14 protein-coding genes and 1 tRNA gene are annotated in these 17607 nt (G+C 75.2%); 11 read left to right on the plus strand and 4 right to left on the minus strand.

The genetic code is table 11. The features are described 5' to 3' along the window. Positions 1-1834 precede the first annotated feature (1834 nt). Positions 1835-2809, minus strand: a complete 975-nt coding sequence (locus DMH08_RS20035; RefSeq protein ID WP_125616907.1) for a helix-turn-helix domain-containing protein — start codon at positions 2807-2809, stop codon at positions 1835-1837. Positions 2810-2907: 98 nt separating this feature from the next. Here DMH08_RS20035 and DMH08_RS20040 point away from each other — a divergent pair, with 98 nt between their 5' ends. The 6 genes from DMH08_RS20040 to DMH08_RS20060 all read left to right on the plus strand — a co-directional run bounded on the left by DMH08_RS20040 (position 2908) and on the right by DMH08_RS20060 (position 7268). Further along, on the plus strand, positions 2908-3537 hold the full coding sequence (locus DMH08_RS20040) for a hypothetical protein (protein WP_125616880.1): 630 nt from the start codon (positions 2908-2910) through the stop codon (positions 3535-3537). A 78-nt stretch (positions 3538-3615) separates the two neighbouring features. After that, positions 3616-4125 (plus strand): S26 family signal peptidase, encoded by a 510-nt coding sequence (locus DMH08_RS20045; RefSeq protein WP_084549864.1) that lies wholly within the window; start codon positions 3616-3618, stop codon positions 4123-4125. 159 nt (positions 4126-4284) lie between these two features. Beyond that, complete coding sequence (locus DMH08_RS41075; RefSeq protein WP_169528792.1) at positions 4285-4425, plus strand: hypothetical protein; 141 nt, start codon at positions 4285-4287, stop codon at positions 4423-4425. A 20-nt stretch (positions 4426-4445) separates the two neighbouring features. Next, positions 4446-4967, plus strand: a complete 522-nt coding sequence (locus tag DMH08_RS20050) for a MauE/DoxX family redox-associated membrane protein (RefSeq protein ID WP_026400851.1) — start codon at positions 4446-4448, stop codon at positions 4965-4967. Positions 4968-4995: 28 nt separating this feature from the next. Then, on the plus strand, positions 4996-5496 hold the full coding sequence (locus DMH08_RS20055; protein ID WP_125616883.1) for a hypothetical protein: 501 nt from the start codon (positions 4996-4998) through the stop codon (positions 5494-5496). Beyond that, positions 5493-7268 (plus strand): ABC transporter ATP-binding protein, encoded by a 1776-nt coding sequence (locus DMH08_RS20060; protein WP_125616886.1) that lies wholly within the window; start codon positions 5493-5495, stop codon positions 7266-7268. Before DMH08_RS20055 ends, DMH08_RS20060 begins: the two co-directional genes overlap by 4 nt. On the opposite strand, the gene DMH08_RS20065 is transcribed toward DMH08_RS20060, so the two are convergent. Next, positions 7250-9214, minus strand: coding sequence for a TerD family protein (locus DMH08_RS20065; protein WP_233617703.1), 1965 nt, complete (start codon positions 9212-9214; stop codon positions 7250-7252). The genes DMH08_RS20060 and DMH08_RS20065 overlap by 19 nt on opposite strands. A gap of 456 nt (positions 9215-9670) precedes the next feature. Between DMH08_RS20065 and DMH08_RS20070 the strand changes: the two genes are divergently transcribed. From DMH08_RS20070 to DMH08_RS20080, 3 genes are all read left to right on the plus strand, one after another. After that, positions 9671-13351 carry a WD40 repeat domain-containing serine/threonine protein kinase gene (locus DMH08_RS20070; protein ID WP_125616893.1) on the plus strand — a complete coding sequence of 1227 codons (3681 nt, stop codon included), beginning with the start codon at positions 9671-9673 and terminating at the stop codon, positions 13349-13351. 131 nt (positions 13352-13482) lie between these two features. Then, positions 13483-14325: an alpha/beta fold hydrolase gene (locus tag DMH08_RS20075; protein WP_125616895.1), complete on the plus strand. Its 843-nt coding sequence runs from the start codon at positions 13483-13485 to the stop codon at positions 14323-14325. A 106-nt stretch (positions 14326-14431) separates the two neighbouring features. Continuing rightward, the gene (locus tag DMH08_RS20080) at positions 14432-14839 is read left to right on the plus strand and encodes a DUF3592 domain-containing protein (RefSeq protein ID WP_125616898.1); all 408 of its coding nucleotides are present in this window, start codon (positions 14432-14434) and stop codon (positions 14837-14839) included. Between the two features lie 158 nt (positions 14840-14997). Here DMH08_RS20080 and DMH08_RS20085 read toward each other — a convergent pair. Together DMH08_RS20085 and DMH08_RS20090 are read right to left on the minus strand one after the other, a co-directional pair. After that, positions 14998-15070: transfer RNA gene (locus tag DMH08_RS20085), tRNA-Lys, on the minus strand. Between the two features lie 84 nt (positions 15071-15154). Beyond that, entirely contained in the window at positions 15155-15724 is a 570-nt protein-coding gene (locus DMH08_RS20090) for a response regulator transcription factor (RefSeq protein ID WP_026400845.1), read from the minus strand. A 168-nt stretch (positions 15725-15892) separates the two neighbouring features. On the opposite strand from DMH08_RS20090, the gene DMH08_RS20095 reads away from it, so the two are divergent. Both DMH08_RS20095 and DMH08_RS41080 read left to right on the plus strand, forming a co-directional pair. Continuing rightward, the gene (locus DMH08_RS20095) at positions 15893-16543 is read left to right on the plus strand and encodes a response regulator (RefSeq protein ID WP_026400844.1); all 651 of its coding nucleotides are present in this window, start codon (positions 15893-15895) and stop codon (positions 16541-16543) included. Further along, the coding region (locus tag DMH08_RS41080; RefSeq protein ID WP_199747908.1) for a sensor histidine kinase at positions 16530-17607 on the plus strand (1078 nt) is incomplete at its 3' end. The genes DMH08_RS20095 and DMH08_RS41080, both read left to right, overlap by 14 nt.

A 17607-nucleotide genomic window follows, 5' to 3' on the forward strand; every position in this document is an offset into this window, starting at 1 on the left:
CGCCGCGCGCCGACTTCGTCCGCAGCAGCCAGCCGGCCATCGCGTCCGCGACGTCGCCGTCCAGGTACGGCAGCAGCAGCTCCGCGCCCCGCGCCGGCTTGGCGCGGGCGAACCGCAGCGCGAGCGGCAGCGCGTCGGCGTCGAACCGGGCGATCAGCACCCTCAGCCAGGTCTCCGGGCTCCAGTAGCCGCCCGGACGCTCCCACTTGCCCGGCGTCCAGTCCCGCAGCAGGGGACGGACCACGTCCTCCGGCCCCATCGCGAACAGCCCGGCCAGCCAGGACACGTCCTCCCGGACCTCGCCCGCCGCGAACGCCGCGGCGAAGCGGTCCCACCGCTCCGCCCGCTCCTGCGGGGGCGGAACTTGGGCCACCTCGCCCCACCCGCGCTCGCTCGACGGCTTGTGCCAGCTGTCGGGGTAGGGGAAGAAGATCGCGGTCCGCAGCCACTCCCCGCGCTCGCCCGGGCCCCACACCATGGACCGCTCACCGGGCAGGGGCAGCCCTTCGAGGACGACCGGGTCCGGCTTCGGGCGGGCCCACGGCGGATCGGCCAGCAGCCGCGGCAGGTCGTCCGCCGCGGCCTCCGGGACCCCGTCCTCCGCCGCCGTCCCGACGACCTTCCGGACGTCCTCCGGCAGCTCCGGCAGCACGCGCTCCACCAGGTCCGCGTGCCCGCGCAGATGCTCGTCCAGCAGCTCCGCGGCCAGGGCGCCGGGGGCCGACGCGAGGACGCGGATCGCGCGGACCGGGTAGCGCTCCATCGTCTCCCGCAGCGCGGCGCCCATGTGCCGGTTCCCGGAGCGCTCCAGCATCAGCCGGAACGCCTCGTCGGTCGGCAGCCGCCCCAGCACGTCGAGCAGCGCCTTGCGCCGCGGCGGACTGTCGTGGTGCTCGTCGAACGCCTCCGCCAGGTAGGGCGCGATCACCGGGCCCGCGCCTTCCGCCAGCGTCACCAGGTTCTCGATCTGGTAGCAGTCGGCGACGGAGATCCGCCGCTCCGGCCCCAGCATCGCGTAGTGCTCGGCCGACCCCAGGGACCGCAGCAGCATCGTCCGCGGCAGCGCGTCGGGCTCGGCGCAGCACTCGGCCACCCACGCCGACTCGGTCGGGGCGAGGTACGCGCCGAGCATCCGCCGCCGCGGCGACGTCCGCAGCCCGCCGAGGACCGCGACGGCCTCCCGGTACTCGGTGCCGGGGGCCGCGGCGAGGAGCGCGCGCAGCCGCTTCGCCGCGTCCGCCAGCCGGTACTCGTCGAAGCCCGCCGCCTCGCCCGCCAGGCCGTGGTGCGCGGCGCCGTAGGAGCCGGGCGCCAGGTCGCACCGCTCGACGAACGCGTGGACGGCGAACGGCAGCCCGTACGTCGTGACCCACGCGTCCACGAACCGGACGGTCATCCCGCCGGCATGGATGTCCGACTCCGGGACGGCGGCGACCACGGCCGCGCCCAGCGGGCTCGTGTCCCCGGCCAGGTGGCGGCGCCCCGCCGCGGCCAACGCCGGATCCGTTCCCGGGTGCGCCAGCGCCTCCTCGACGGCCTTCGCGTGCTCCGCGCGCAGCTCCGCCTCGTCCAGCGCGGCCACCGCGACCCGCTGCGCGGGCCACCCGCCGCGCCGCGGATGCACGTGCCGCCGCCACCCTCGGGGGACTTCCAGGACGTCCTCGTCCGTCGCCGAATCGATCATGCGTGCGGACGCTAGCACCGGGCACCGACGCCGCGCGCCGCCGTCGCGCCGTCGACGCTCGGTCAAGCGGCTGTGCACGCGCGATCAACCGCGGGACCCGCGCGGCCGCCATGCTGGGGCACCGTGATCGAGACGACACCGGCCGGACGGCTACGCCCGATCGAGTCCCGGGCCGCTCCGGCGGTACTCGCTGGGGGTGACGTCGTAGGCGGCGCGGAACGCGCGGGTGAACACCGCGGGGTGGGAGAAGCCCCAGCGGGCGGCGATCTGGCCGACCGGGACGCCGTGCAGCGCGGGATCGGCCAGATCCCGGCGGGCGCGGTCCAGCCGGCGGTGCCGGATCCAGCCCGCCACGGTGGTGCCGTCCGCCTGGAAGACGCGGTGGAGGTAGCTGACGGAGATGTGGTGGGCGGCCGCGACGGACCTCGGGGACAGGTCCGGGTCCTGCAGGTGCCGGTCGATGAACGCGCGGACGCGCAGCGCGAGCGTCCGCCCGCGGGACTCCGGGACGAGCTCGCGCTCGGCCTCGGCGGTGTGCGCGAACAGCGCCGACACCAGGTCGAGGAGGATCGTCCCGAGCCGTGAGGCGTCCGACGGCCGGTAGGCGCCGGCGTCGGAGGCGAGCCGGGCCAGGAAGCCGGACAGCAGCCCGCCGATCCCCGACCCGCCGGGCAGCGGGGCGCCGATCATCCGGTCGGCCAGGTGCGGCGGCACCGCCAGCATGGACCGGGGGACCTCCAGCCCGACGGTCCTGATGGTGCCGGCCCCGTCCGCCCAGGTCGTGCAGCTGCGCGAGCTGTCCTGGACGTGCAGGTCGGACGGCCCGTAGGTCACCTCGTTCTTCCCCCACGACGCCCCCGCCGTCCCCCGCAGGACGAGCGAGAGGTGGAAGGTCTCCGGGTCCGACCGGCGGATGAGCCGCGGCGTCCGGCGGCAGACCATCGGCTGGAACGCCGCCGGCCAGACGGTCGCCGCGCCGAGCCGCAGCACCCGCTGCCGCACGCGGAAGCCGTCCGCGTGCGCGCTGGTCATCTCCAGGGGCGCGTGGGTGTTGCTGAGGCACTCGCGCCACCAGCCGAAGCGGTCGGCCGGCGGCAGGTCCGCACTGTCGAAGACGGTCTCCATCACGCGGACCCCTCCTCTTCTGTGTACCGCTTATACAGAAGAGATGGGCGCGCCGCCGAAAAGGTTCCACGAAGTTGATCGAACGCGAAGGGAAAGCCATGCGGAAACTGATCGGCCCGGTGCCGGCGCTGGGCGCCGCGCTGCTGCTCACGGGGTGCGTGTTCCCCTCTTCCGACGACGAGCCGGACGCGGCGCCGCCGCCCGCGCAGCCCGCCCCGGCCACCTCGGCATCCCAGAACCCGGCCCCGCAGAACCCCGCCCCCGCGGCGGGCAGCGCGCAGGCCACCCCGCCGGGCACGAAGCTGCGGATCGGCCAGCGGGCCGTCGTCCCGTACGAGCGGGCCGGGACGACCGGCATGCTCGGCATCACGGTCACCGCGATCGAGCCCGGCGACCAGGCCGCGTTCCAGCAGCGGTTCGGCGCGAAGGCCGCCGGGATGACGCCGTTCTACATCCGCTACACGGTGGAGAACGTCGGCGGGACCGACCTGTCGCGCAGCTCCGCGCCGCTGCTGACCGGCGTCGGCCCCGGCGGCGGCGGTACCGGCGCCGTCGTCATCGGCACGATCCCCGGCTGCGACCGGGGCCGCCCCGACGACGCCTTCGCCGCCGCGGGCGCCCAGTACCGGTCGTGCCGGCTCCAGGCGGCGCGCGCGGGCGGGTCCGTCGCCGGCGCCGCCTACGAGGAGGACGCCTACGAGGACAGCCCCATCACCTGGGCGAACTGACCCCGCGGCCCGACCGGGGCCCGGCGCGGCGGGCGCCGGTCCGGCCGCGCGGGCTACGATCTGTCGGCCATGAGCCGGATGTCGATCTCACGGAGACGGCTGGTGCCGGTCGCCGCCGCCGTCGCGGCGGCGCTGGCCGCCCTCGGATGGGCGCGCGGGCGGCTGGTGGTCGTCACCGTCGGCGGGACCAGCATGACCCCCGCCCTGCACGACGGCGACCGCGTCCTGGTCCGCCGGCGGCCCCTGCACCGCGTCCGCCGCGGGGACGTCGTCGTCCTCGAACCGCCCCCGGACGCGACCCGCCTGCCGGGCCCGCCCGGCCCCGACGGCCGCACCTGGAACGTCAAGCGCGTCGCCGCCCTCCCCGGCGACCCGCTCCCCCCGGGCGTCCCCGGACCGGACGGGACGGTGCCCGCCGGGGCGCTCGCCGTCCTCGGCGACAACCCCGACAGCGTCGACTCCCGCCACCGCGGGCCCTACCCGGGCGACCGGCTACTGGGCGTGGTGGTGCGCCGCTTGAGCGTGTCGCCGGGGCCCGGTCAACGGCCGTCCCATGGCGAAAACCCACCAACCGGCGGGGGCCGTTGAGCGCACACTCCACAAGATCGCTCCGCGCCGGGAACGGTCCCTTGCCGGAGATGATCACCGGGGTTAGCTTCTGGGCAGCGAGCGCCGATCACCTCCGAGAGGCGCCGCCCGACACCCCGCCGGCCGGCTAGCCCCGGCACGACCGGAGGAGGACCCCTCATGATCCGTGCAGTCAACCGCCTCGGCGACCGGATTCTCGGTCGGATCCTGCCCACCACCACCGCCCGCGCCGAGCCCTGCTGGTGGACCGACACCGGCATGCGCTGCTGCATGTACGCCGGCAAGACCTACTGCCGCTAGGGCACCGGGGCACCGACGCCATGCAGTACGTCGCGCTGGCCGCACGCTGCACCATCGCCGCGGTCTTCCTCGTCGCGGTGGTCGGCAAGCTGCGCGGCCGGACGGCGTTCGCGGAGTTCCGGCGCTCGGTGCCCGGGCTGGCGCCCGGCCTCCCGGCGACCGCGACGGCCGTCGCCGTCGTGGCCGCCGAGGCGGCCGCCGCCGCCCTCCAGGCGACCGCGCGGACCGCGCCGGCCGGCCTCGCGCTGGCCGGCGCGGTCCTGCTCGCGTTCGCCGCCGCCGTCCACCGCTCGCTCCGCGCCGGCCGCCCCGCCGCCTGCCGCTGCTTCGGCACCGGGACGGCCCCCGTCGGCCGCGTCCACGTCGTCCGCAACCTCGCGCTCGCGGCCGTCGCCGCGGCCGGCCTCGCCGCCCACCCGGCGGCCGCCCCGGTGCACCCCGGGGGAGCGGCCGTCGCCGTCGCGTGCGCGGGCGTCCTCACCCTCGTGTTCGTCTTCCTCGACGAACTGACCGACCTCCTGACCGCGCCCGCTCCCCGATGACGCGGCCAGGGCCACCAAGGGACCACCGTTGCCATACCTCGTCGCGGGCGTCGTCTTCGTCGGCCTCCTCAGCGTCTTCGACCTCGTCCTGATCCTGGCGGTCGTCCGCCGCCTCCGCGAGCACCCGGCCGCGCCGCCCGTCCCGTTCACGCCCCCCGGCACCCCGCTCGGCGCGTTCACCGCGACCGCCCTCGACGGCACCGCCGTGTCCCGCGCGTTCTTCACCGAACCCACGATCGTCGGCCTGTTCTCCACCACGTGCCCCTCCTGCCGGGAGCGGCTGCCCGAGTTCGCCGACCGCGTCCGCGGGGCCCGCGTCCTGGCCGTCGTCGAAGCGGACGGGGACGCCGAACCGTACGCCGGGACGCTGTCCCCCCTCGCCACCGTCGTGGTCGAACCGCCGCACGGCCCCGTCGGCGCCGCGTTCGGACGTCCCGCCTTCCCCGGCTTCTACGTCGTCGGGCCGGACGCGGTCGTCACCGCCGCGGCGCTCGAACCGTCCGGGCTGCCCGTGCCGGCCGGTACGTGAGGCGCGCGGGGGCCGTCGCCGGGCTGGCGTGGCGGGCGCACCCGGGCGCGACCGCCGCGTCCGTCCTCCTCGCCGTCCTCGCCGGCCTGGCCCCGGTCGCCACCGCGTGGCTGACCAAACTCGTCCTGGACGGCCTCGCCCGCGGCGCCGACCCGGGCGCCCTCACCCTCCTCGCCGCCGGGCTCGCCGCGTGCGGGCTGTCCGCCGTCCTCGTCCCGCACGCCTCCACCTACGCGCAGGCCCAGCTGCGCCGCGCCGTCCGCGCCCTGGCCGTCGACCGGCTGTTCGGCGCCGTCAACGCCGACGCGGGCCTGCGCCGCCTCGAGGACCCCGCGTTCCAGGACCGCCTCCGGCTGGCGCACGAGTCCAGCCAGCACGCCCCCGACCGGCTGATCGGCGGCGCCCTCGCCATCGCCCAGGCGCTCATCACCATGTCGGGCTTCGTCGGCACCCTCCTCGTGATCAACCCGCTCCTCGTCGGGGTGATCTTCCTGGCGACCCTCCCCGCGATCTCGATCCAGCTCCGGCTGAGCCGCGAACGGGCCCGCACGATGTGGCGCATCAGCCCCGGCATGCGGCGCGAGGTCTTCTACGGGGAGCTCCTGACCCGGCCGGAGGCCGCGAAGGAGACGCGCCTGTTCGGCCTGGGCGACCACTTCCGCACCCGGATGCTCACCGAGATCCGCGCCACCAACGACGCCGAACGCCGGATCGACCTCACCACCCTCCGCGGCCAGTCCCTCCTCGCCCTCCTCGGCGCCGCCGTCGCCGGCGGCGGCCTCGTCTGGGCCGTCCGGGAAGCCGCCGCGGGCCGCCTCACCCCGGGCGACGTGACCGTGTTCGTCGCCGCGGTCGCGGGCGTCCAGGCCGCCCTCGCGTCCGTCATCGACCGGTGGGCCGACGCGCACAACGCCCTGCTCATGTTCGGCCACTACTCGGCGGTCGTGACCGCGCCCCCAGCGATGCCCGCACGTCCGGGCCGTCCCGTCCCGGCCCTGCGGCACGGCATCGAGTTCCGCGACGTGTGGTTCCGCTACGGCGACGAGCACCCCTGGATCCTGCGCGGCGTCGACCTGTTCGTCCCGTCCGGCCGCGGCGTCGCCCTCGTCGGCGTGAACGGCGCGGGCAAGAGCACCCTCGTCAAACTCCTCTGCCGGCTCTACGACCCGGACAAGGGCTCGATCACCTGGGACGGCGTCGACCTGCGCGACATGGACCCCGCGGAACTCCGCGCACGCATCGGCGTCGTCTTCCAGGACTTCATGGAGTACGACCTCACCGCGGCCGACAACATCGGCCTCGGCGACCTCGCCGTCCGGGACGGCGCCCGCATCCGGGAAGCCGCACGGCAGGCCGGCGTCCACGACGCGATCGAGGCCCTCCCGAACGGCTACGCCACGATGCTCAGCCGCATCTTCGGCGGCGAGGACGGCGCCGGCGTCGCCCTGTCGGGCGGGCAGTGGCAGCGCCTCGCCCTCGCCCGCGCCCTCCTGCGCCGCGACCGCGACCTGCTCCTCCTGGACGAACCCAGCTCCGGCCTCGACGCCGAGGCCGAGCACGCCGTCCACACGTCCCTCCGCCGCCACCGCCGCGACCGCACCAGCGTCCTCATCTCGCACCGCCTCGGCACCGTCCGCGACGCCGACCTCATCGTCGTCCTCAACGAAGGCCGCATCACCGAACACGGCACCCACGACACCCTCATGGCCGCCGACGGCGACTACGCCCGCCTCTTCACCCTCCAAGCCACCCCCTACACCCCCGACCCCTGACCCCCGCCGCTTCTCCCCTCGGCGGGCGCGGAGTCGAGCTTCAGCACCTGGAGGATCTCCTGGTGGAAGCGGTCCATGGCGGTGTCGACACTGCGGACGAAGCCGGCCTCCTCGGTGCCGCGCTTGGTCCCCAGGCCCGTCGCGAGGGTCAGACGGAAGGCGCCGATCTGCCGCGCGTCGCCGGGGACGAGCAGGCCCGGCTCGCTGACGAGGTTCTTCAGCAGGTCGCAGGGGCCCGTCTTCTGGCCGGGGGCGAGGGCCTCGACGCGCAGCTCCGGCGGGGCGCCGGCCAGTTGCCGCAGCAGCCACTGGACGCGCGTCAGGGGACGGGCGCGCGCCGCCGCGGGGATCTCGACGGTGGTCTCGATCTGGCCGGTGCGCAGGTCGGCCTCGAGCAGCACGGGCCCGCCGGCGTTCGGGACGCGGATCTCGGCGCTCATGCGTCCCGACTCCACCAGCGACGTCACCGTCTGCAGGCGGCGTACCGAGGCGTCCCCGTCGCGCCGCCTGCGCAGCACGGGCGCGATGGCGAGGCCCGTCCGTCCGCCGAGGCGCAGGCACAGCTGCCGGACGAGCTTCTCCCAGCTCTCGGCCACCTGCATGGCGCGCCGGTCCCCGAGCCGGAGCGTGCCCGCGGTGACCGCGTTGCGCACGGGCACCCACGCGGCGCCCATGTCCCGGAACCCCTGGCAGCCGGCGTTGTCCTGCCGCAGGTAGTGCAGCAGCTCGCCGAGCAGCCACGCGTGGACGGGATTCGCCACACCGTCGTGCAGGCACAGCATTTCCGCCTCGTGGGCGACCTCGGCCCACGACAGGTGGCGCAGCGCCACCTTGCGCAGCAGCCGTTTGTCGACGTTCAGCGGATGCTCGTTGTCCAGCGCGAGATCGTTCGACAGGGTGATCACGGTCTCGTAACCCTGCCGCGCCGCCACCTCGAGGTAGGCCGCCACCTGGTCGGCCTTGAGCGGGTTGCCGCCCGTCTTCGTCTCGATCAGGGCGGTCCAGATCCGTCCGGCCCGGGCCACGCGCAGCACGCCGTCCGGCCGGACCTTGCCGTCACCGTGCTTGAAGGAGGTCTCGGCGAACGTCTGGATCGTCCCGGCGGGGGCGTTGAACCGGGCGGTCAGGCGGCGGCCGAACTCCGGGACCTGCGCCATCACGGCCAGCAGGGTGGCGGTGGCGCGGGTTTCGCGTTCCTGGTCGTTGCGCAACCCGGTGACCGGGAACAGCCGCGCGTGCTGCCACGACGGATGCTCCGCCAGGTCGACCTTCGCCGCCTTCCGCACGGTCGTCTTCCGCTTGGCCGTCCGGACACGCTTCGGGCGGGCGTCCTCGGGCGGCGCCGGGCCGACGGGCGCGCCGACCGCCTCCGCGGGCGCCCCGCCGGTCCCCTCGTCGGTCCCCTCGTCGCCGTCGTCGACGTTGATGCCGAAGTCGGACGCCAGCCCCGCGAGCCCGGACTCATAGCCCTGGCCGACCGCCCGGAACTTCCACCCGCCGCCCCTGCGGTACAGCTCGCCGAAGATGAACGCGGTCTCCCGGTCGGCGTCCCCGATGTCGAAGGCCAGCAGCGCGTCTCCCGCACCGCCGGAGACGGTCAGCCGCAGATCGTCCAGCGCGCCGAACGTCGCCCCCGCGTAACGGCTGGCGGCCACGACGACGCGGTGCACGTCGGGCCGCAGCGCACCGAGGTCGACCAGGATCCGGTCCTCGCTGCCGGTCGCGGTCGGCGTCTTGCCGAGCAGCCGCACCGACTCGTCCGCGGTCGCGGGCTGGTTGTAGAAGACGAAGTCGGCGTCGCCCCCGACCTTGCCGCTCTCGCCGACCAAGAGCACCGAGACGTCGGCCTCGCCTGCACCGGACGGATCGATCCAGCTCAACGCGACGGTGACCGGACCCGTCGCCGTGGACGGCCCGGGCAGGTCGATGTTGGCGCCCTTGGACATCTGATGCACGCGTTCGCTCCTTTGCTCGCGCCCGGTAATCGCGCACACAGCGGGAGCACCGACCGCCACAGACGTGCGAGCACGCAGGGCGACCGACCGCATGCGCAGAGGCAGCGTACGTCGCGCGGCGCCGACGAGCGACACATCCCCCTGACAGGGGCCACACCCGGCCACAACCCCAGAAACAGTCCCCGAGCCCTGCCCTATCGGCGGGTGACGGTGGTGCACAGGCCGGCTTGATCACCGGTGCCGCCGCCGGCATCGGCGGCGTCCGGCGTCGGACGGCTTGACGCGGTCGTCTACACCGCCGGGCGTCGGGGGCGGTCGCGCCTCTCCGTGGCGGTCGTGGCGAACTCGGGGGCGGGGTGCGGCGTCGTAGTGGGTGGCGATCGACTACTGATCGTGACGGCGGGGGCGGCTCGCCGCCGCCGGGGACGCGCTGGACGGGATGATCGGATGTCGGATCGGCTTGAGGCGGGGGATCCCGAGCGGATCGGTGAGTTCTGGCTGGCGGGACGGCTGGGCGCCGGCGGGCAGGGCGTGGTCTACGACGCCTACGGGCCGGACGGGACCCGGGTGGCGGTCAAGGTGCTGCACGGCGCGCAGGAGGCGCCCCGGGAGCTGGCGCTGATGGCCGCCGAGGCGCGGGCGGCGCAGCGGGTCGCCTCGTTCTGCACCGCCCGGATCCTGCAGGTGCGGCTGGAGCCGCCGCGGCCCTACATCGTCAGCGAGTACATCGACGGGCTCAGCCTGCAGGGCACCGTCAAGGGCGCGGCCGGACGGCCGGGGCGCCGGTTCGCCGGGGACGATCTGCACCGCCTCGGGATCGGCATCGCCACCGCGCTCACGGCCATCCACGAGGCCAAGGTCGTGCACCGCGACCTCAAGCCCGGCAACGTGATGCTGGGCCCGGACGGCCCCCGCCTGATCGACTTCGGGATCGCCCGGGTGCTGGACACCCACTCGGCCACCGAGGGGACGTTCGCCGGGACGCTGCGGTACATGGCGCCGGAGGTGTACGCGGGACGGCGCGCCGGCGCCGAGGCGGACGTGTTCGCCTGGGGAGCGATCATGGTGTTCGCGGCCACCGGCGAGCACGCGTTCCAGGGCGGCACGCTGCCGGAGATCGCCCACCGGATCCGCACCCACCACCCGGACCTGGCGGCGCTGCCCGACGCGCTGCGCCCGCTGGTGGAGGCGGCGCTGGCGAAGGACCCGCTGGCGCGCCCGTCCGCGCGGGCCGTCCTGGCGGCGCTCACCCGCGACCCGCGCGAGGGGCCCGGTGGCCCGGACGACCTGGTCGCCGCCGGGGCCGCGCAGGCGGGGCTGCGGTCCCGGTGGGAACCGGGGGACCCGGCGCTGGGCAAGGTCGCCGAGGACGTCTACGCCGCCCTGCCGCCGCGTGAGCAGGGCCTGGTCCCGGAGGTGTTCCTGCGGTGCGTGGTCCCCGGCGAGGACGGGAGCCTGGCCACGCGTCCCGTGGCGCTCGCGGAGCTGTCCGACCGGGACCGCCCCGACGAGGCGCGGGCGCTGGAGCACGTGGTGCGGGCCTTCGAGCCGCTGCTGGTCGTGGCGGGCGACCAGGTCGTCCTGGCGCGTCCGGCGGTGCTGCGGGCCTGGCCGCGGCTGCGGGACTGGGCCGAGGACGAGCGGGACGGGCTGCGGGTGCACCACCGCGTCCGCGAGGCCGCCCGCACCTGGGCCGACCACGGGCGGCGCCGCGGCGACGTGCTGACCGGCGCGCACCTGGACGAGGCCGTCCGCTGGGCCACCGCCGCCGGGAGCGGCCCCTCCCTCAACCGGCTGGAGCGCGGCCTGCTGGACGCCAGCACCCGCGCCCGGACCGCGCGGGGCCGCCGCACCCGCGCGGCCGCCGCCGTGCTGGCGGTGACCACGCTGGTGTCCCTGACGGCCACGGGGTGGGCGATCCGGGCCCAGCGGACCACCGTGGACCAGCGCGACATCGCGGCCTCGCGGCAACTGGCCGCGCAGAGCCGGCAGTTCGGCGCCACCGCCCCGGACAAGGCGGCCCTGCTGGCCGTCGCCGCCCACGGCATCCGCGAGACGCCCGAGAGCCGCGCGGCGCTGCTGAACATCGTCACGCACCCGGCCCGCGGCGTCCTGAACGGATACCGGGGCGATCCCCGGGCCGTCGCGGCCGACCGTGCCGGACGGCTGCTCGCGATCGGCAACAAGGACGGCACGATCGGGCTGTGGGACGTGCGGAGGCACCGCCGGGCGGGCGGCTTCCTCCGCCTGTTCGAGGGGGACGGCTCCGACGTCCCGATGATGGTGGCGCTCAGCCCGGACGGCCGCACGCTGGCGGGCGCCGCGGCCGACGAGGAGAGCGCGGCGGGCAGCACCTGGGCCGACGGCGACGTGCGGGGGACGGTGCGGTTCTGGGATGTGCGCACCCGCCGGCCGCTGGGCGAACTGCCCGTGTCGTCCGGTCCCGGTTCGGTGGTGTTCGCCCCCGACGGGAAGAGCGCGGCCGTGAACGACGGCGAGGAGATCGCTCTCTGGGACGTCGGGACGACCTTGCGCCGGCGCGGTCCCGTCGTGCGTGCCGCGGAAAGCGACTACGGCACCTTCACCGTGGTCAGCCCCGACGCCACGGCGGTGGCGACCGGTGAGATCTCGGGCGAGCTGGGGGTGTGGGATCTGGCCTCCGGCGAGCGCACGGCGTCCTTCCCGGTCGAAGGGGCGGCGGTGGCGCTGAGCCCGGACGCGCGGACCGTCGTCACGGCGGAGTCCGGAGAGGACTACGACACCTACGTGCGCTTCTACGATGCCCGGACCGGCAAGCAGCGGAGCAAGCCGATCCGCATGTCCTTGGCCTCGGACGTGGGACCGTTCAGCCCGGACGGACGCGCCGTGTTCATCGGCACCCAGCTGCGGGACACCGCCACCGGCACGCGCCTCGGCACCCTCCCCGTGGACTCCGGGGACGACGCGAAGATCGTCTCGTTCGCCGGCGAGCACACCGTGGTCTCCCTGACCGCGAACGACTTCTCCAGGAACACGGTGCGGTTGTGGGACGTCACCGTGCACCAGCCCGACCGCCGTCCTTTCGACCCCGTACCGCCGGACGAACGCGACGGCCTCAACCGGCACGGGTTCTCCCCGGACCGGCGGACGATGGTCACCCTCGCCGCGGTGGGCGGGCAGGACGCCTTCCAGACGTGGGACGTCGGCTCCGGGAAGCAGACGCGGCCTCCCGTCCCCGCGCCGTCCGACGCGAACGGGCGGACGGACGCGGACCCGATCGTGGTCCGCCCCGGCGGCGGGGCCTTCGCCGTCGCCGATCTCGAAGCCCGGATCAAGCTCTGGGACCAGGCGGCCCGCCGCTGGTCCGTCCTCGACGACGGTCCCGGCGGCGTGGTCAACGCGATGGCGCTCAGCCCGGACGGGCGGATCCTGGCCGCGGGGAGAGGCCACCTGGTCCATGCGCCCGACCGGCCCGCCGACGGCAGGGTGCAGCTGTGGGACCTCGACGCGCGCGCACCGATCGGTGACGGGCCGCTGTTCACCTCCGGCGAGCAGGTGACCGCCCTGGCCTTCAGCCCCGACGGCACGACACTGGCCGCCGGTATCGGGCGGACCGTCCGGCTCTGGAACGTCGCCGACGGCGAGGAGCTCGACCCGCCGATCAGCGGGCTCACCGGCACGGTCACCGCCCTGGCGTTCGCCCCCGACAACCGGACCCTCGCCATCGGCGCCGCCGACGCGACCACGCTGTGGGACGTCCGCGGACGGCGCCAGATCGGCGCGCCCCTCGCCGGGCACAGCGACCGGGTGACCTCCCTCGCCTTCAGCCGCGACGGGGGGATACTGGCCACCGGCGGGGACGACGGGGTCGCCAGGCTGTGGGACGTCACCGGGCAGAGCCAGATCGGCGCGCCCCTCACCGGCCACGCCGACCGGGTCGCCGCCATGTCCTTCGACGCGGACGCGGCGGTCCTGACCACCAGCGACTGGGCGGCGACCGTGCGGCGGTGGAACATCGCCATGCCCGCCGACCCCGCGGCGACCGCCTGCACCATCGCCGGGCGCACGCTCACGCGCGCCGAATGGGCCCAGTACGTCCCGCCCGGCATCGACTACCGCGACACCTGCCCGTCCCTGAGCGGATCCTGACGCACCGCCCCGGGGAAGCACATTCCGGCCGGCTCAGCCAGGGACTGTCGCTCCGTGGCCGAGCCGGCGCGGCGCGACGACACTGGAGACGTCCGTTTCGTCCTCGGCGTAGACGCCACCAGGGAGAATCGATGTCCCCCACCTCCACGCTGGTCTTCGTCCACGGTTTCTGGCACGGCTCCTGGTGCTGGAGCGAAGTCGTCCCCCACGTGGTGGCCGCGGGCCGCGCGGCCGTCGCGGTGGACATGGCGGGGCACGGGCTGTACGCCCGCCGTCCTCGCTGGTCCACCGGACCGTACGACCCCGGGAAGGTCGGCACGGAGGTGTCGCCGGTCGCGGACGTGCGCCTCGACGACGCGGCCGAGCTGCTGACGTCCCAGGTCACGCGGATCGGCGGCGGCGAGCCGGTCACCGTCGTCGCGCACAGCGCGGCCGGGCCCGTCCTGACGCGAGTGGCCCAGCAGACGCCCGAACTGATCGCGCACGCGGTGTACCTTTCCGCGTACATGCCGGCCTCCGGCGTGCCGGCCGCGGCCTACACGCGGACGCCCGAAGCCGCCGGCGACCAGGTCGCGCCGCTGCTGCGGGGCGACCCGGCCCGGATCGGCGCGCTCCGGCTGGACCTCGCCACGGACGACGCGGCCTACCGGCGGCGGCTCCGCGAGGCGTTCTACGGGGACGTGGACCCGGTCCTCGCCGACGCCGCCACCGGCCTGCTGACGCCCGACGGCCCGATGGGCATCATGCTCGGCACCACCGCCCTGACCCGCGACGGCTGGGGATCGGTGCGGCGCACGTACCTCGTGTGCGCGAAGGACGCGGCGATCGGGCCGTCCCTCCAGGCGAGGTTCGTCGCCGAGGCCGACGCGGCCTTCCCGGACGCCCCGATGTCCGTCGTGCGGCTCGACGCCTCCCACTCGCCGTTCCTCTCCATTCCCGACGAGCTGGCCGCCGCCGTCACCGCCCTCGGCTGAGTCACCGCGGGCGCGTCCATCGTCCTCGCGGGGAACGGGACGCGAACTTCGAAGTATCCGCCGACGTCCTAATCCTTTGAGAGCCGTGAGGCGCAGGGGGCGGGGCGTGGGCGAATTGATCCCTATTGTGATCATCGGGATGGTCGGGGCGGGCTGTCTCGCGGCCTATCTGCGGGACGTCGTGAACGTGCTGCGGCTATGGCGGCGCGGCATTCGCACGTCCGGCGTCGTGGTCGACCATGCGGTGACCCCGGCCGATGCGGGAACGCGGTGGGCGCCGATCATCGCGTTCGCGGGCGAGCACGGCGACCGGGTGGCCTGCAAGCCGATCGTGCGCATGGACGCGAAGCTGGAGCCGGGGAAGGAAGTGCCTGTGGTGTACATGGCGCACAAGCCGCAGGTCATGCTCATTTTCACCCGAGGGAACATGGTGAGGTCCCTTTTGGAAAACGGGATGCTCCTGTTCATCGGAGTGCTGTTCCTGGGCTTCGCGGTGGTCGGCATGTTCGCCTGACGATTGGCGGAGAAGACGAAAGAGCCGCAGACCGGACGGGCCGGGCAAGCCTTGCCGGTATCGGCGGCGCTTCTCCTGGTGAACCCGCGGTGGCCCGGAGGGGCCGAAAAAAATGGTGGGCATCCGCTATTCGCTGCGAATGCCCTGGTGATGCGGGGTGCGCCGTCAGGGACTTGAACCCCGAACCCGCGGATTAAGAGTCCGCTGCTCTGCCAATTGAGCTAACGGCGCCTGTCGATCGGGGCTCCGGCCTTGGCCGGTGTCCCTGGCGACAGGAAGAACAGTATCAGCCCCTGCGGACCAGTGCGAATCGGTTCAGTCCTTGGCCGGCATGACGCTCATCATGCCGCGCCACAGGGCGATGGCGGTGGCGCGGGAGCTGACGCCGAGCTTGGCGTAGATGCGGTTGACGTGGTTCTTGATCGTCTTCTCGCTGAGGAAGAGCTGGCGGGCGATCTCGCCGTTGGAGCGGCCGGTGGCGATGAGGTCCATGACCTCGGCTTCGCGGGCGGAGAGGCCGAGGGAGACGCGGGAGGCGTCGCGGACGCCGCGGATCAGGTCCTGCGCGGTGAAGGCGCCGGGGACGAGGTGGCCGCAGGCGCCGTCCCGGACGGCGGCCGCGGCGGCGCCGTCGCCGGGTGCGGCGAGGACGAACACGCGGGCGGTGCGGGCGAGGGCGGAGGAGAGGCGGGCCGCGGCGGCGTCCACGAGGACGATGTCGGGGCGGAGGCGTTCGGCGAGGGCGAGGGCGTCGGTCCCGGCGGCGGCGTCGGCGACGACGGAGAGTTCGTCGCTGGCTTCCAGCAGGGCGATCACGTCGGCGCGTGCCCGGGCGTCGCCGTCCACCACGAGCACGCGCAGGGGGGCCGTTTCATCGACACTCATCCGTTGCCCTTGGGGTGTCGTCGACAGGTATGAAGACGGAGCATAACCGGCCGGTGATCCATAGTCGATGGACCCGGGCGGGACCTGCGGCGATCTCTGCCGAACGGGAGATGCGGTACCGGCGCCGGGACGGGATCCTGGTGCGATGTCCGAAAGGGGCCGGGGGAGATGACGATCCGGGTGCTGATCGCCGACGATCAGGAGATGGTGCGCCGCGGGGTGCGGGACATCCTCGGGAGCGATCCGGGCATCGAGGTGGTGGGGGAGGCCGCGGACGGCGTCGAGGCGCTGCGGCTGGCGGGACGGCTGCGGCCGGACGTGGCGCTCGTGGACGTGCGGATGCCCGGGCTGGACGGCATCGAGGTGACGCGGCGGCTCGCGGGGCCGGACGCGGACGTGCGGGTCCGGGTGGTGATCCTGACGACGTTCGACCTGGACGAGTACGTCTATCCGGCGCTGCGGCACGGCGCGTCCGGGTTCGTGCTGAAGCGGTCGGGGCCGGCGCTGCTGATCGAGGCGGTGCGGGCGGCGGTGGGCGGGGAGAGCCTGATCAGCCCGTCGGTCACCGTGCGGCTGCTGCGGCACGTGACGGAGCCGGCGCGGCGGCCGGACCCGCCGCGGGAGCCGCTGACGGAGCGGGAGAAGGAGATCGCCGGGCAGGTCGCGCAGGGCAAGAGCAACGCCGACATCGCGGCGGAGCTGTTCATCTCGCCGGGGACGGTGAAGACGCATCTGGCGGCGATCCAGCGCAAGCTCGGGGCGAAGAACCGGGTGGGGGTCGCGATGCACGCCTGGGAGATGGGTTATGCGGGGCGTTAGGCCGGGGGCGCGGGTGCTCGGCGCCGCGGCGGTGGCGGCGGTGGTCGCGGCGTCGGGGTTCGCGGTGCCGCCGTACGGGCCGGTGGCGTCGGTCCCGGCGGCGGTGGCGGCGGGCGCGGTGCTGGCGCGGTGGCCGTACCGGGGGGTGCGGCTCGGCGCGGTGCTGGCGGTGACGGTGGCGGTGTCGCTGGCGGCGAGCGCGGTGTACCGGGGGCCGCAGGCGCCGATCGGGGTGTACGCCGCGGTGGAGGTCCCGGCGCTGCTGGTGCTGATCGGACGGGTGGTGCGGCGGGAGCCGCCGCGCGGCGCGGCCGTCCTGGCGGCGGCGCTGACGGCGGCGACGCTGGGGCTGGCGGCGCGGGCGGCGCTGCGGTCGCCGATGCCCGCGCGGGTGGAGGCGCTGGCGGTCGGGTCGGTGATGTTCATGTTCCTGGCGGGGTGCGCGATCGGGGTCGGCCTGTACCTGCGGGACCTGGACGGGCGGCGGGTGCGGGCGGTCGCGGAGGCGCGGCGGTCGCAGCGGCTCGCGCTGGCGCGGGACCTGCACGACTTCGTCGCCCACGAGGTGACGGGGATCGTGCTGGAGGCGCAGGCCGCGCAGCTGCGGGACCTGGACGCGGACGGGTCGCGGGGGGTGCAGCGGCGGATCGAGGAGGCGGCGCTGCGGGCCCTCGACTCGATGGACGAGACGCTGCGGGCGCTGCGCGACGAGGGCCCGTCCGGCGATCTGCCGCCGACCCGCCTGTACGGGCTGGGCGATCTGCCGGAGCTGGTGGGGCGGTTCGGCGGGACCGGGGTGCCGCACGCGGAGCTGGACATGGACCCGGCGCTGCCCGGACGCCTCTCGCGCGAGGCGGACGGGACGGCGTACCGGCTGGTGCTCGAGGCGCTGACGAACGTCCGGCGGCACGCGCGGCGGGCGACGCGGGTGCGGGTGGCGGCGGCGCCGTCGCCGGGTGCGGCGAGGACGAACACGCGGGCGGTGCGGGCGAGGGCGGAGGAGAGGCGGGCCGCGGCGGCGTCCACGAGGGCGATGGCGGGGCGGAGGCGTTCGGCGAGGGCGA

It is taken from the genome of Actinomadura sp. WAC 06369 (genome assembly GCF_003947565.1).
GTDB classification, from domain to species: Bacteria; Actinomycetota; Actinomycetes; order Streptosporangiales; family Streptosporangiaceae; genus Spirillospora; species Spirillospora rifamycini.

What these genes read in the sequence shown, in the direction of transcription:
- DMH08_RS20035 (WP_125616907.1), bottom strand. Translation starts at nt 2,809, where the DNA reads ATGGAGACCGTCTTCGACAGTGCGGACCTGCCGCCGGCCGACCGCTTC.
- DMH08_RS20040 (WP_125616880.1), top strand. Translation starts at nt 2,908, where the DNA reads ATGCGGAAACTGATCGGCCCGGTGCCGGCGCTGGGCGCCGCGCTGCTG.
- DMH08_RS20045 (WP_084549864.1), top strand. Translation starts at nt 3,616, where the DNA reads ATGTCGATCTCACGGAGACGGCTGGTGCCGGTCGCCGCCGCCGTCGCG.
- DMH08_RS41075 (WP_169528792.1), top strand. Translation starts at nt 4,285, where the DNA reads ATGATCCGTGCAGTCAACCGCCTCGGCGACCGGATTCTCGGTCGGATC.
- DMH08_RS20050 (WP_026400851.1), top strand. Translation starts at nt 4,446, where the DNA reads ATGCAGTACGTCGCGCTGGCCGCACGCTGCACCATCGCCGCGGTCTTC.
- DMH08_RS20065 (WP_233617703.1), bottom strand. Translation starts at nt 9,214, where the DNA reads ATGTCCAAGGGCGCCAACATCGACCTGCCCGGGCCGTCCACGGCGACG.
- DMH08_RS20070 (WP_125616893.1), top strand. Translation starts at nt 9,671, where the DNA reads ATGTCGGATCGGCTTGAGGCGGGGGATCCCGAGCGGATCGGTGAGTTC.
- DMH08_RS20075 (WP_125616895.1), top strand. Translation starts at nt 13,483, where the DNA reads ATGTCCCCCACCTCCACGCTGGTCTTCGTCCACGGTTTCTGGCACGGC.
- DMH08_RS20090 (WP_026400845.1), bottom strand. Translation starts at nt 15,724, where the DNA reads ATGAGTGTCGATGAAACGGCCCCCCTGCGCGTGCTCGTGGTGGACGGC.
- DMH08_RS20095 (WP_026400844.1), top strand. Translation starts at nt 15,893, where the DNA reads ATGACGATCCGGGTGCTGATCGCCGACGATCAGGAGATGGTGCGCCGC.